This window comes from Clostridium brassicae, from assembly GCF_026738875.1.
Taxonomy (GTDB): domain Bacteria; phylum Bacillota; class Clostridia; order Clostridiales; family Clostridiaceae; genus Clostridium_H; species Clostridium_H brassicae.
In genome coordinates, this window is the sequence record NZ_JAPQFJ010000002.1 from 47,912 (window position 1) to 60,938 (window position 13,027).

Below are 13,027 nucleotides of genomic sequence, written 5' to 3' on the forward strand. Positions count from 1 at the left end.
GTTAGAAATGAAGGTTAGACCATCAGTAAAACCTATATGTGAAAAATGTAAGGTTATAAAAAGAAAAGGGAAAGTAATGGTTATTTGCGAAAATCCTAAGCATAAACAAAAACAAGGTTAATAATCATTAAATTTTTTTAAAACCATTGATAAATTTATAGTTTTGCAATATTATGTATAGGTATGATACTTAAACAAAGATAATATGCGGCTGCTATATATAAATAAAGTTATTATAATTGAAAATTAGGAGGTGTAGTATTTAATGGCTAGAATAGCTGGTATAGACTTACCAAAGGATAAAAGAATTGAAGTAGGTCTAACATACATCTATGGAGTTGGGATATCAAGAGCTCGTCAAATTCTTGCTGGAACAGGTGTAAATCCTGAAACAAGAGTTAAGGACTTAACAGAAGAAGAAGTTAATACTTTAAGAGATTATGTAACCAAGACTTTTGAAGTTGAGGGAGACTTAAGAAGAAAAATTGCTCTTGATATAAAGAGATTAGTAGAAATAGGATGTTATAGAGGAATAAGACATAGAAAAGGGCTTCCAGTAAGAGGACAAAAAACAAAAACTAATGCAAGAACTAGAAAAGGTCCTAAGAAGGCAGTTGCTAGGAAAAAGAAATAATTAAAGAAGGAGGGACGATAAGTGGCTAAGGCAAAAGTGAGAAAAAGAAGAAAAGAAAGAAAGAATATAGAACACGGTTGCGCACATATAAAATCAACTTTCAATAATTCAATTGTTACATTAACTGATGTTAACGGAAATGCTTTATCTTGGTCAAGTGCAGGTGCTTTAGGATTTAAGGGTTCAAGAAAAAGCACACCATTTGCCTCACAAATGGCTGCTGAAACTGCAGCAAAATCAGCAATGGAACACGGTTTAAAGAGCATTGAAGTTTATGTAAAAGGACCAGGTGCAGGTAGAGAAGCTGCTATAAGATCTCTACAAGCAGCGGGACTTGAAATAACATTAATAAAAGATGTTACTCCAATACCACATAATGGTTGTAGACCACCAAAGAGAAGAAGAGTTTAATTATTAGAAACAGGAGGTGTTACTTGAATGGCTAGATATACTGGACCTACATGTAGACAATGTAGAAGAGAAGGTATGAAACTATTCCTAAAAGGGGATAGATGTTATACAGACAAATGTGCATTTTCTAGAAGAGGATATGCACCAGGACAGCACGGACAAAGTAGAAAGAAGCTTTCTAACTATGGAGTTCAATTAAGAGAAAAGCAAAAAGCAAGAAGAATCTATGGAATACTTGAAAAACAATTTAGAAAATACTATGAAAAAGCTGATAAGATGAGGGGTATAACAGGTGAAAACTTATTAAGACTTCTTGAAATGAGATTAGATAATGTAGTATTTAGATTAGGTTTAGCTTCTTCTAGAACAGAAGCTAGACAATTAGTAACTCATGGACATTTCTTAGTAAATGGTAAGAAAGTAAACATTCCATCATACCAAGTAGACGTTAATGATGTAATAAGTGTTCGTGAAAATAGCAGAGCTAGTGAAAAGTTTAAAGTATTTGCTGAAAATCCAAAAGCATTACCAGCTTGGTTAGAGGGAGATATAGCAAACTTCGAAGCAAAAGTTGTTGCTCAACCTAACAGAGAAGACATTGATGTTCCAGTAAATGAAACATTGATTGTTGAGTTATATAGCAAATAATAAATGGTGATTGGAATGGAATCAGTTACCCTCAGTTTGATATAATTGATTAAGGGAGGGTTCGTATGTTAGAAATAGAAAAGCCCAAAATAGAATGTGTTGAAGCTGCTGAAGATGGTACTTATGGCAAATTTGTTATTGAACCATTAGAAAGAGGCTATGGCATCACGCTTGGAAATTCATTAAGAAGAATTCTTTTATCATCACTACCTGGAGTTGCAGCTAATGCTATAAAGGTGGATGGCGTTCTTCATGAGTTTTCAACTGTAACAGGCGTTAAAGAAGATGTAACTGAATTAATACTTAATATTAAAGGCTTAGCATTAAAGATGGAAAGCGATGGTCCTAAGACTATATATATAGATGCAGAGGGACCAGGTGAAGTAACTGCTGCTGATATTACATCAGATGGAGATGTTGAAGTTATCAATAAAGATTTACATATAGCTACCTTAGAAGAAGGTGGAAAATTATATATGGAAATCAATGTTGATAGAGGAAGAGGGTATGTAGCTCAAAATAAAAATAAAAGAGATGATATGCCTATAGGAAATATTCCTATCGACTCAATATATACTCCAGTTAAGAGAGTTAACTTTACGGTAGAAAACACAAGGGTTGGCCAAATCACAGATTACGATAAGTTAACTATCGAAGTTTGGACTAATGGCACTATAAAACCAGAAGAAGCTATAAGTCTTTCAGCTAAAATTCTTATAGAACACTTTAAATTATTTATGACACTTACTGATCATGCAGATAATGTTGAAATTATGATTGAAAAAGAAGAAGATAAGAAAGAAAAAGTTCTTGAAATGACTATAGAAGAATTAGATCTTTCTGTTAGAAGTTATAATTGTTTAAAGAGAGCAGGAATAAATACTGTACAAGAACTTACTGAAAGAACTATGGATGATATGATGAAGGTTAGAAATTTAGGTAAAAAATCACTTGAAGAAGTGCAAGAAAAACTAGCAGCTTTAGGTTTAGGCTTAAAGAAATCCGATGAGTAAAGGAGGATGAAACATGGCACAGCAACGCAAGTTGGGGCTTCCAACTGATCAGAGAAGAGCTATGCTAAGAAATTTAGTAACTAGTTTCTTAAAACACGGTAGAATAGAAACTACTATAACTAGAGCAAAAGAAACTAGAAATATGGCTGAAAAAATGATAACTCTTGCTAAAAGAGGAGATCTTCATGCTAGAAGACAAGTATTAGCATATGTTACTGAAAAAGAAGTAGTTAATAAATTATTTGAAGATGTTGCTCCAAAATATGCGGATAGAAATGGTGGATACACTAGAATATATAAAATGGGACCAAGAAGAGGCGACGGAGCAGAAGTAGTTATACTTGAATTAGTATAATTGCAGAGGAGGGGATTAAGTATTTTCTAGCTTAGTCCCCATTTTGTTATATTATTTTTATAGATAATTAAAGGGGTATTTGTTCATATGAGCGAAAATATGATAGAATGCAAAAAGGTTGTTTATAAATATCAAAAAAATGAGAACGACACTAAAATTGCTGTAAATGAAGTGGATTTAGAAATTAAAAAAGGTGAATTTTTAGTAGTTCTTGGACATAATGGCTCAGGAAAATCTACTTTAGCAAAGCATATGAACGCGCTTTTGCTACCTAGTGGAGGAAAAGTATATGTAGATAACATGGATACTTCTAATCCTGAAAACTTATGGTATATAAGAAACAAAGCAGGAATGGTATTTCAAAATCCAGATAATCAAATTGTAGCAACAATAGTGGAAGAAGATGTAGCATTTGGACCTGAAAATTTAGGTGTTGAGCCATTGGAAATAAGAAGAAGAGTAGATGAGTCATTACAAAAAGTTGGAATGTATGAGTATAGAAAACATGCTCCACATTTGTTATCAGGTGGACAAAAGCAGAGAATAGCAATAGCTGGTATTTTAGCTATGAGACCAAATTGTATTATATTAGATGAACCAACTGCTATGTTAGATCCTTCTGGAAGGAAGGAAGTAATTAATACAATTAAAGATATTAATAAAAATTATGGAATTACTATTGTGCTAATTACTCATTATATGGAAGAAGCTGTTGAAGCAGATAGAATAGTAGTTATGGATAAGGGAAAACTCATATTGAAAGGAACACCTAGGGATATTTTTAGTAATGTACCTCTAATGAAAGAGATAGGACTTGATGTTCCACAGATGACTGAGCTTGCTTATGAACTTAATAAAAGTGGTATAGATATTAATCCAGATATATTAACTATAGATGAGATGGTGAACGTATTATGTCAATTAAAATAGAAAATTTAACACATATATATATGCCAGGATCACCTTTTGAAAAAATAGCACTTGATGAAGTTAATTTAACAATTGAAGACGGTGAATTTGCGGCTTTAATAGGTCATACTGGCTCAGGGAAATCCACGCTTATTCAACATATAAATGGATTACTTAAACCTACAAGAGGCAAAATAATAGTGGATGGAATAGATATTACAGCAGAAAAAATAAAATTAAGCGATGTTAGAAAGAAAGTGGGACTGGTGTTCCAATATCCAGAATATCAATTGTTTGAGGAAACAATTGAAAAGGATATTTCTTTTGGACCTAAAAATCTTGGGTTGAAAAATGAGGAAGTAGTTAGCAGAGTAAAAAAAGCTATGAATATGGTAGGCCTAGATTATGATATTTATAAAGATAAGTCGCCATTTGATTTAAGTGGTGGACAAAAAAGAAGAGTTGCTATAGCAGGTGTCGTTGCTATGGAACCCAAAATACTAATTTTAGATGAACCTACCGCTGGATTAGATCCGAGGGGTAGAGATGAGATTTTAGATAGAGTTAAGCAACTTAGAGAAGAATACAATATGACAATAATATTAGTTTCACATAGTATGGAAGATGTTGCAAAGTTTGCAACAAGAATTCTTGTTATGGACAAAGGTAAGTGCATACTCAATGATGTACCATCAAATGTCTTTAAAGAGATAGAAACCCTTGAAAAAGTAGGCCTTGCAGTCCCACAAGTTACATATCTTATACAAAAACTTAAAAATAATAATTTTAATATATCCGAAGATATCTTTACGGTAGACAAAGCAAAGCAAGAAATATTAAAGGTATTAAGGGGAGCTAAAAATGATTAAAGATATTAGCATAGGACAATATGTTCCAGGAGATTCCTTTATTCACAAATTGGATCCAAGAATTAAAATAATACTATCAATAGTTTATATAATTAACCTATTTTTAGTTAATAATTTTAAAGGATATATTTTTGTTGTAGTTTTTACAGCAGTTATGATAATGATTTCTAAGGTGCCATTTAAATATATATATAAAGGGTTAAAGCCTATATTTATATTGCTCCTTATAACAGCCTTGTTGAATATTTTTATGACCGGTGGAGGTGTTGGAGAAATACCCCTATGGAGATGGAAATTTTTAAAAATTTATAAGCAAGGGTTAATTTTAGCAGCATTTATGATAATTAGACTAGTTTTTTTAATAGTAGGAACTTCATTATTAACATTAACTACTTCACCTATAGAATTAACAGATGGAATAGAGAAACTTCTAAATCCATTTAAAAAGATAGGATTGCCAGCTCATGAACTTGCTATGATGATGACTATAGCTCTTAGGTTTATTCCTACACTTATGGATGAAACAGATAAGATAATGAAAGCACAAATGGCGAGGGGAGCAGATTTTGAATCTGGTAACCTTTTTAGTAGGGCTAAAAATTTAATACCTTTACTTGTTCCATTATTTATTAGTTCTTTTAGACGTGCTGATGAGCTTGCTATGGCTATGGAAGCAAGGTGCTATCGCGGAGGTGAAGGAAGAACAAGAATGAAGATATTAAAACTAGAAAATAGAGATTTGATAGCAACTATTATTATGTTGATTTTAGTCGTTATATCTATTTGGAGTAGAAGATTTGCATAGACATAAAGTATTTTATTATACTGAGGTGTAGTTAGTGAAAAGAAACATAAAACTTTTAATAGAATATGATGGTACAAATTATGCTGGTTGGCAGAAGCAAAAAAATGCTCTTACAATTCAGCAAGTTTTAGAGGAAGCTATTAAAAAAGTTACAAAAGAAAATATTGAGGTTATAGGTTGTAGTAGGACAGATGCTGGAGTACATGCAAGGGGTTTTATAGCTAATTTTTTCACTGAAAGTAGTATTCCAGGAGATAAATTCAAATATGCAATCAATTCAAAGTTACCAGATGATATTGTTATATTACTTTCTGAAGAAACAGAGATAGACTTTCACTCTAGATATAGTAGTGAAGGGAAAAAATATTGTTATACAATTTTAAATAGAGAAGAAAAAGTTGTAATTGGTAGAAATTATTTATATAATTTTTCACCAAAATTAGATTTAAATTTAATGATAGAAGGTAGTAAATATTTTTTAGGTACTCATGAATTTGATTCTTTTAGAAAAACTGGTAGTTCTGTAAAAACTACAAGAAGAACTATATATTCTTTAAGAATAATCAAAAATGAAGATATAATTAAATTTATAATTTGTGGTGATGGTTTTTTATATAATATGGTAAGAATAATGGTAGGAACTTTACTAGATGTAGGAACAGGAAAAATTAAACCAGATCATATAAAAGATATTATATTAGCTAAGAATAGGTTAGAGACTAAAAAATGTGTTCCGGCCAAGGGATTGTGTTTAGAGGAAGTATTTTTTAATAAAGAAAAACTTAAAGAGATTTAGGGATTTAGATGAAAAAGATATGTTGACACGCCCGGCTAATTGTATTATAATATTCTTTGTTTGGTAAAAGTATATAAGACCACAGGCTCCGGTCTTGATATAGAAGAACACGAGTAAAAGTTCAAGGAGGGAAAAAGATGAAATCATATATCGCAAAGCCAAATGAAGTAGAAAGAAAATGGTATATTGTAGACGTTGAAGGAAAAGCATTAGGAAGAGCAGCAAGTCAAGTTGCTTCAATATTAAGAGGTAAACATAAACCAACTTATACACCAAGTGTTGACACTGGAGATTATGTTATAGTATTGAATGCTGAAAAGATATTATTAACAGGAAAAAAATTAGAGCAAAAAATGTTAAGACATCATTCATTATATCCAGGTGGATTAAAAGAAATGTCTTACAAAAAAGCTTTAGAAGTTAAACCAGAATTTGTTTTTGCTGAAGCAGTAAGAAGAATGCTTCCACAAGGACCTTTAGGAAGAAAGATGCTTAAAAAATTAAAAGTATATAGTGGTTCAGAACATAACCAAGAAGCTCAAAAACCAGAAGTTTTAGAGTTAAGATACTAGGATAACTGAAGGGAGGATACATATAGATGGCTAAAGTTCAATATTTTGGAACAGGTAGAAGAAAGAAAGCAGTAGCTAGAGTAAGACTTGTACCAGGCGAAGGTAAAGTTACAATAAATAAAAGAGATATTCAAAATTATTTTGGATTAGAAACATTAAGATTTATTGTAAATCAACCATTAGTTTTAACAGCAACAAAAGAAAAATTTGATGTACTAGTAAATGTACACGGCGGTGGATTTACAGGTCAAGCTGGAGCTATAAGACATGGTATATCAAGAGCACTTGTTAAAGCTGATGAAACATTAAAACCAGAGCTTAAAAAGGCAGGATTCTTAACTAGAGACCCAAGAATGAAAGAAAGAAAGAAATACGGTCTTAAGAAAGCAAGAAGAGCTCCTCAATTCTCAAAGAGATAACAAGAAATGTTTCGAAGCAAGAGAGAGAGATCTTTCTTGCTTTTTTTATGCACATTATATGGAATTTTGAAGTAAATGCAAGTTATGTATTGGTATAATAAGTTTAATTTAATATAAAGTGGTATTAAATTTATTAAGAATATGTTTAAATATAGTAGTATATACATAAAACAATTAAAGAATAGACAAGACCTATGTAATGTGAAATCTTTATTTTTATGAAGAATAAATATGGAGGGGTTGTATGAATTTAAGTGTAGTTATTATAGGCCTATTAGGTGGATTAGGATTATTTTTATATGGTATGAAGCTGATGGGTGACGGTCTAGAAAATTTTGCTGGAGATAACATGAAAGTTTTCTTTGAAAAGATAACATCAAATCCAATAAAAGGTGTTATTACTGGTGCTATTATTACAGCAATAATTCAAAGTAGTAGTGCAACAACTGTTATGGTAGTGGGATTTGTTAATGCGGGATTAATGAATTTATATCAAGCTGCAGGAGTAATAATGGGAGCTAATATAGGTACAACTATTACTACTCAAATTATAGCTTTTAATATGACAGGAATTATACCAGCGTTTATAGCTTTAGGTGCATCAATGACCCTATTTTCTAAAAAAGAAAAAGTAAAAGAAATGGGAAATATAATATTAGGATTTGGTATACTCTTTATGGGTATGGAATTAATGAAAGAAACTATGGCACCATTAGCACAATCAGATTTTTTTGGAAAGATGATTATTTCTCTTAAGGGGAATATTGCATTAGGAATTTTAGTTGGTATGATTATGACAGCTGTAATACAAAGTTCTTCAGCATCTACAGGAATTTTAGTAGCTTTATCAGCAACAGGAACCCTTCCTATTGAAGTTGCAATACCTATATTGTTTGGTAATAACATAGGTACTTGCGTAACAGCTTTAATATCAAGCGTAGGAACTCAGAAAACAGCTAAGAAAGCAGCACTTATTCATTTGTTTTTTAATTTGATGGGTACGATTATATTTATACCTTTTATACCCTTCTTAAAGGATATTGTTATAAAACTTGATGCAAATAATGTAGAAAGACAAATAGCTAATGCTCATACTATTTTCAATATAGTAAATACTATAATTATGATACCATTTATTAATTATTTAGTTATATTAGTAAATAAGATAATACCAGGAGATGATGAAATAGAGACTTTTGGGACTAAGTATATTGATGAAAGATTATTAGAGACTCCTATAATAGCTATTGGACAAGCAACTCAAGAAATTGTTCGTATGGCAGAAAAAGCGAAAGAAAATTTAACTCTTGCAATGCAATCATTTGAAAGATCTGATGAAGATTTGATTAAACAAGTTTATGAAAACGAAAAATTAATAAATCTGCTTGAAAATGAGATTACAATTTTTTTGGTAAAATTATCTAATAAAGATACATCAGAGGAACAAAAAAATATAGTTACATCTATGTTTCATGTTGTTAATGATATAGAGCGTATAGGTGACCATTGCAAAAATTTAGTAGACCTATCTAGTGAAAAAATACAAAAAAGATTAATATTTACTGAAGAAGGTATGAAAGAATTAAAGCATATGTATGAATGCACTATGGATGCTTTAACAATAAGTTTAAGTAGTTTTAAAGAAAATAATATACAAAAAGCTCAAAATATATTAATAATTGAAGAAAATATAGATAGGTTAGAAAAAGAGTATAGAGAAGCTCATATTAGGAGATTGAATAGAGGTGCTTGTACTGCAAGAGAAGGAGCAGTATTTTTAGACATGATTAGCAATTTTGAAAGAATAGGAGATCACTCAACTAATATTGCTGAATCAATTATAAATAGGTAGACTTTATACATAAACAGGGCTTTTAGTTTGAAATGGAGTTTTTACTCCATCTCAAAGGTGTTAAAGACTTTAAGGAGTAAAACTCCTAAAAAGTCTTTATTTTTTAGGAAAAAACTGTTATCTAGGGTTATGCAATTGTTTATTACCATGGGAGTATTATAATAATTAGGTATTGGATAAATATATAATAAAAGAAGAGTAAGAATATCTGTGATATTCTTACTCTTCTTTTATAAACTACAACTAATAAAAATAAATTTCATGGACAAAATAAAAAGAACAGTTCAGATTAGGAGGTATAAAGATGGTATCAAGGAAGAAGTTTAAATATATTCTGTTTTTTATATTAACAGCATTTTTTATCTCTTATAATTTTAAATATACAGCTTTAGGTGACGAAAATAAGCAAAAAGTCATACTAATCGATCCAGGACATGGAGGAATTGATGGTGGAGCTGTATCAAAAAATGGAACAGTAGAAAAGAATATTAACTTAGCAATTAGTAATAATTTAAGAACTAAGTTAGAAAAAAAAGGATTTAAGGTAATTATGACAAGAGAAGAAGATAAAGGACTTTATTCCGATAAAGGAAAAGTTAGAGACAAAAAAAATGAAGATTTAAACAATAGATGTAGAATGAAAAAAGAGTCAAATTGTGATGCTTTTATTAGTATTCACTTAAACATGTTTCAGCAAAGTCAATATTATGGTGCTCAAGTATGGCATGAAAAACAGCCAGAAAGTGCTAGATTGGCTCACATAACTCAACAAAATCTTGTGAAAGATTTAGATAACAACAATAATAGAAAAGAAAAATGTGCAAAAGGAGCATATAAGATATTAAGGTGTTCTTGTAATATACCCTCTATATTAGTTGAATGTGGATTTTTATCAAATGAAGCGGAAGAAAGAATGTTGAAAACAGATTCTTATCAAGAAAAAATTGCTTCATCATTATCAAAATCTATAGAGGAGTATTTTAATACTAAAGACGATGTAACAGAGGATATTAAAGAACAAGAAAGTAATGGTATAAAAAGAATTTGGGATATATTCACTAGTAAGATACATTAAGAGAAATAAATAATAAACGACATATTTCCTAGGAAATATGTCGTTTATTATTTATTCTTCTCCCATGCAATGAGGGCATTTTGTGTGTACAGGATGATCTAACATTAATGAACCTTCATTTAGAGAGCTATACATTTCGATATCCTCTTCATCCATTTCATTAATTTTACATTCATCTTTTTCATTTTTTAAGTCATGTAGTACATTTTTTGAAAGATCATAAGCATAACGTTTGTAAAAAAACGGATATTGTTTTCTAATCATATTTTCCACCTCAATATTATTATGTATAGTGCAATATAATTCTATCATATATAATGTTATATTTCATTAAATACGATGCAAATTTTAAATGAAATACATTTAGAAATAATTGTTTATTATAAGAGATACTTTAATAGAATTACTTTTGAAATTATAGTAAGATAATAATTTTTCTAAATATAGATGTATTATAAAATGGTTAAAAACAAACATTTTATTAAAATACATACTAATTTTATGGTAAAATATAAGATGATATAGGAAAGTATATCTAAATGAAAGGAGTAAGTTGGTCGCTACTAAAAGCCAACGAATTATATGAGAGAAATAAAAACTTCTGAAATAATTAAAATAGTTAAAGATATGTGTATAGAAGCTAATTGTTACGTATGTAAAGATATAAAAGATTCATTAAAGAAATCTTATGAATATGAAAAATGGGAAGTAGGCAAAAATATTTTAGGTAAAATATTAGAAAATTTAAACATATGTGAAGAACAACAAATGCCTATATGCCAAGATACAGGTATGGTATGTGTTTTTTTAGAAATTGGTCAAGAAGTTCATGTTACAGGAGGAAGTTTAGAAAAAGCTATAAATGAAGGAGTAAGGCAAGGGTATAAAGATGGATATTTAAGAAAGTCAGTTGTTAATGATCCATTAGAAAGAGTAAATACAAAGGATAATACTCCTGCAGTCATATATTATGAGATTGTAGAAGGAGAAGGGTTTAAAATAACAATAGCCCCTAAGGGATTCGGTTCTGAAAACATGAGTAGGATAAAAATGTTGAAACCATCAGATGGGGTAGAAGGAATTAAAAATTTTGTCATAGACACAGTGAAAAAAGCTGGGCCTAATCCATGCCCTCCAATAGTTGTAGGTGTCGGAATAGGAGGTACTTTTGATAAGGCTGCTTATTTAGCAAAAAAAGCTTTAATAAGGCCTATAAATGTAAGAAATTCCAGTGAGTACTATGAAGATTTAGAGAAAAAACTTTTAGAAAGTATTAATGAATTAGGGATAGGTCCCCAAGGCTTTGGTGGTAAAACAACGGCTTTAGGAGTAAATATTGAAACTTATCCAACTCATATAGCAGGGTTACCTGTTGCAGTTAATATTAATTGTCACGTTACAAGACATATTACAAGAGAAATTTAAATAAATGTTCATAAGGCAACTATATACCATAAATAAAAACATTAAGAGAGATAAACATTTATTTAAATTGAAAGATATAGATGTTAAGTACAATATAAGAGGTGAATTATTTTGGATAAGAAAATCACAACACCATTAAATAATGTATCAGTTGAAAAATTAAAAGTTGGAGATACTGTATTGATTTCAGGAACTATCTATACTGCTAGAGATGCAGCTCATAAAAGGTTAATTGAGCTTATAGATAAAAATCAAAAGCTGCCTATAGAAATAGAAAATCAAATAATATATTATGTAGGACCTACACCAGCTAAACCAGGAATACCAATAGGATCTGCAGGTCCAACAACTAGTTACAGAATGGATGCATATACTCCACAGTTATTAGATAGGGGACTTAAGGGAATGATAGGCAAAGGTCTCAGGTCTCAAGAAGTAATTGATTCAATAGTAAAAAACAAAGCAGTGTATTTTGCAGCAATAGGAGGAGCTGCTGCTCTTATTGCTAAATCTATAGTTAAGTCAGAAATTGTGACATATGAAGACTTGGGATCAGAAGCTATAAGAAAATTAGAAATTGTAGATTTCCCTGCTATAGTGGTTATAGATAGCAAAGGAAATAATTTATATGATATGGGACCGAAAGAATATTTGCAATTTTTAATAAAAGGGGGAAGTGAGAAGATAGATTTAGATAACTTCTCAATTTGAATATGAAATATAGTAAAGAAGATATTTTATTAGATAAAAAAAATAGGTTTAAATTTCAAGAGTCACTTATTAAAAAATTTAATATGCCTTTAGTTGTAGTGACTGTGAATTACCCAGGAATAAGCAGATATAATGATATTACTAACAATATTATTGAAAACATAGATAATATTATTTCAGATATATTTTCTTTTTATATACATTTCAAGGTTTTAAGAATAACGGGAGAGGGACCAATATTAACTATTGCATTAGACAAAGATCCTAAGGAAATAAAGCACACTGCTATACAAATTGAAGATAAACATATTTTAGGAAAATGTGTTGACATAGAAATATATGATAAAGATGTAAGAAGAATAGAAAGAAATGATTTAGGGTGTTTTGAAAAGAGATGTTTTTTATGCAATAACTATTGGGAAGAATGCAAAAAATTAAATAGTCATGGTGATGATGAAATAATGCAATATGTGGTAGAAAAATATAGAGAATATATGGATAGCTTTTCTGGAAGAAGTATATAAGAAATTTGT

Annotated in this window: 18 protein-coding genes; 17 read left to right on the forward strand and 1 reads right to left on the reverse strand. The window is 30.0% G+C overall.

The features are described from left to right. The first annotated feature begins 7 nt into the window (after positions 1 to 7). The 14 genes from rpmJ (at position 8) to cwlD (ending at position 10,358) form a co-directional block, all read left to right on the forward strand. Entirely contained in the window at positions 8 to 121 is a 114-nt protein-coding gene (gene rpmJ, locus OW729_RS02060; RefSeq protein WP_002509257.1) for a 50S ribosomal protein L36, read from the forward strand. Positions 122 to 265: 144 nt separating this feature from the next. Next, complete coding sequence (rpsM, locus tag OW729_RS02065; RefSeq protein ID WP_268059753.1) at positions 266 to 634, forward strand: 30S ribosomal protein S13; 369 nt, start codon at positions 266 to 268, stop codon at positions 632 to 634. A 21-nt stretch (positions 635 to 655) separates the two neighbouring features. Further along, positions 656 to 1,045 carry a 30S ribosomal protein S11 gene (gene rpsK, locus OW729_RS02070; RefSeq protein WP_268059754.1) on the forward strand — a complete coding sequence of 130 codons (390 nt, stop codon included), beginning with the start codon at positions 656 to 658 and terminating at the stop codon, positions 1,043 to 1,045. 27 nt (positions 1,046 to 1,072) lie between these two features. After that, a complete protein-coding gene (rpsD, locus tag OW729_RS02075) occupies positions 1,073 to 1,693 on the forward strand; it encodes a 30S ribosomal protein S4 (protein ID WP_268059755.1) in 621 nt (206 codons plus the stop codon). A 65-nt stretch (positions 1,694 to 1,758) separates the two neighbouring features. Further along, positions 1,759 to 2,706 carry a DNA-directed RNA polymerase subunit alpha gene (locus OW729_RS02080; RefSeq protein ID WP_268059756.1) on the forward strand — a complete coding sequence of 316 codons (948 nt, stop codon included), beginning with the start codon at positions 1,759 to 1,761 and terminating at the stop codon, positions 2,704 to 2,706. Positions 2,707 to 2,719: 13 nt separating this feature from the next. Continuing rightward, positions 2,720 to 3,061 (forward strand): 50S ribosomal protein L17, encoded by a 342-nt coding sequence (rplQ, locus tag OW729_RS02085; protein WP_268059757.1) that lies wholly within the window; start codon positions 2,720 to 2,722, stop codon positions 3,059 to 3,061. 87 nt (positions 3,062 to 3,148) lie between these two features. Further along, positions 3,149 to 3,991: an energy-coupling factor transporter ATPase gene (locus tag OW729_RS02090; protein WP_268059758.1), complete on the forward strand. Its 843-nt coding sequence runs from the start codon at positions 3,149 to 3,151 to the stop codon at positions 3,989 to 3,991. Beyond that, positions 3,976 to 4,839, forward strand: coding sequence for an energy-coupling factor transporter ATPase (locus OW729_RS02095; protein WP_268059759.1), 864 nt, complete (start codon positions 3,976 to 3,978; stop codon positions 4,837 to 4,839). Before OW729_RS02090 ends, OW729_RS02095 begins: the two co-directional genes overlap by 16 nt. Beyond that, the gene (locus tag OW729_RS02100; RefSeq protein WP_268059760.1) at positions 4,832 to 5,644 is read left to right on the forward strand and encodes an energy-coupling factor transporter transmembrane component T family protein; all 813 of its coding nucleotides are present in this window, start codon (positions 4,832 to 4,834) and stop codon (positions 5,642 to 5,644) included. The genes OW729_RS02095 and OW729_RS02100 overlap by 8 nt, the downstream gene beginning before the upstream one ends. Before the next feature lie 34 nt (positions 5,645 to 5,678). Further along, positions 5,679 to 6,440, forward strand: a complete 762-nt coding sequence (gene truA, locus OW729_RS02105; RefSeq protein ID WP_268059761.1) for a tRNA pseudouridine(38-40) synthase TruA — start codon at positions 5,679 to 5,681, stop codon at positions 6,438 to 6,440. Positions 6,441 to 6,577: 137 nt separating this feature from the next. Beyond that, positions 6,578 to 7,012: a 50S ribosomal protein L13 gene (rplM, locus tag OW729_RS02110; RefSeq protein ID WP_268059762.1), complete on the forward strand. Its 435-nt coding sequence runs from the start codon at positions 6,578 to 6,580 to the stop codon at positions 7,010 to 7,012. A gap of 26 nt (positions 7,013 to 7,038) precedes the next feature. Then, a complete protein-coding gene (gene rpsI, locus OW729_RS02115; protein WP_268059763.1) occupies positions 7,039 to 7,431 on the forward strand; it encodes a 30S ribosomal protein S9 in 393 nt (130 codons plus the stop codon). A gap of 244 nt (positions 7,432 to 7,675) precedes the next feature. Continuing rightward, positions 7,676 to 9,283 (forward strand): Na/Pi cotransporter family protein, encoded by a 1,608-nt coding sequence (locus tag OW729_RS02120; RefSeq protein WP_268059764.1) that lies wholly within the window; start codon positions 7,676 to 7,678, stop codon positions 9,281 to 9,283. Between the two features lie 298 nt (positions 9,284 to 9,581). Next, positions 9,582 to 10,358, forward strand: a complete 777-nt coding sequence (gene cwlD / locus OW729_RS02125; RefSeq protein ID WP_407647630.1) for an N-acetylmuramoyl-L-alanine amidase CwlD — start codon at positions 9,582 to 9,584, stop codon at positions 10,356 to 10,358. A gap of 51 nt (positions 10,359 to 10,409) precedes the next feature. Here cwlD and OW729_RS02130 read toward each other — a convergent pair whose 3' ends face one another. Further along, complete coding sequence (locus tag OW729_RS02130; RefSeq protein WP_268059766.1) at positions 10,410 to 10,622, reverse strand: hypothetical protein; 213 nt, start codon at positions 10,620 to 10,622, stop codon at positions 10,410 to 10,412. Between the two features lie 318 nt (positions 10,623 to 10,940). On the opposite strand from OW729_RS02130, the gene OW729_RS02135 reads away from it, so the two are divergent. From OW729_RS02135 to OW729_RS02145, 3 genes are all read left to right on the forward strand, one after another. Then, entirely contained in the window at positions 10,941 to 11,783 is an 843-nt protein-coding gene (locus tag OW729_RS02135) for a fumarate hydratase (RefSeq protein ID WP_268059767.1), read from the forward strand. Between the two features lie 111 nt (positions 11,784 to 11,894). Beyond that, a complete protein-coding gene (locus tag OW729_RS02140) occupies positions 11,895 to 12,494 on the forward strand; it encodes a Fe-S-containing hydro-lyase (protein ID WP_268059768.1) in 600 nt (199 codons plus the stop codon). Between the two features lie 2 nt (positions 12,495 to 12,496). Then, positions 12,497 to 13,018, forward strand: coding sequence for a citrate lyase holo-[acyl-carrier protein] synthase (locus OW729_RS02145; RefSeq protein ID WP_268060023.1), 522 nt, complete (start codon positions 12,497 to 12,499; stop codon positions 13,016 to 13,018). Positions 13,019 to 13,027: the final 9 nt, after the last annotated feature.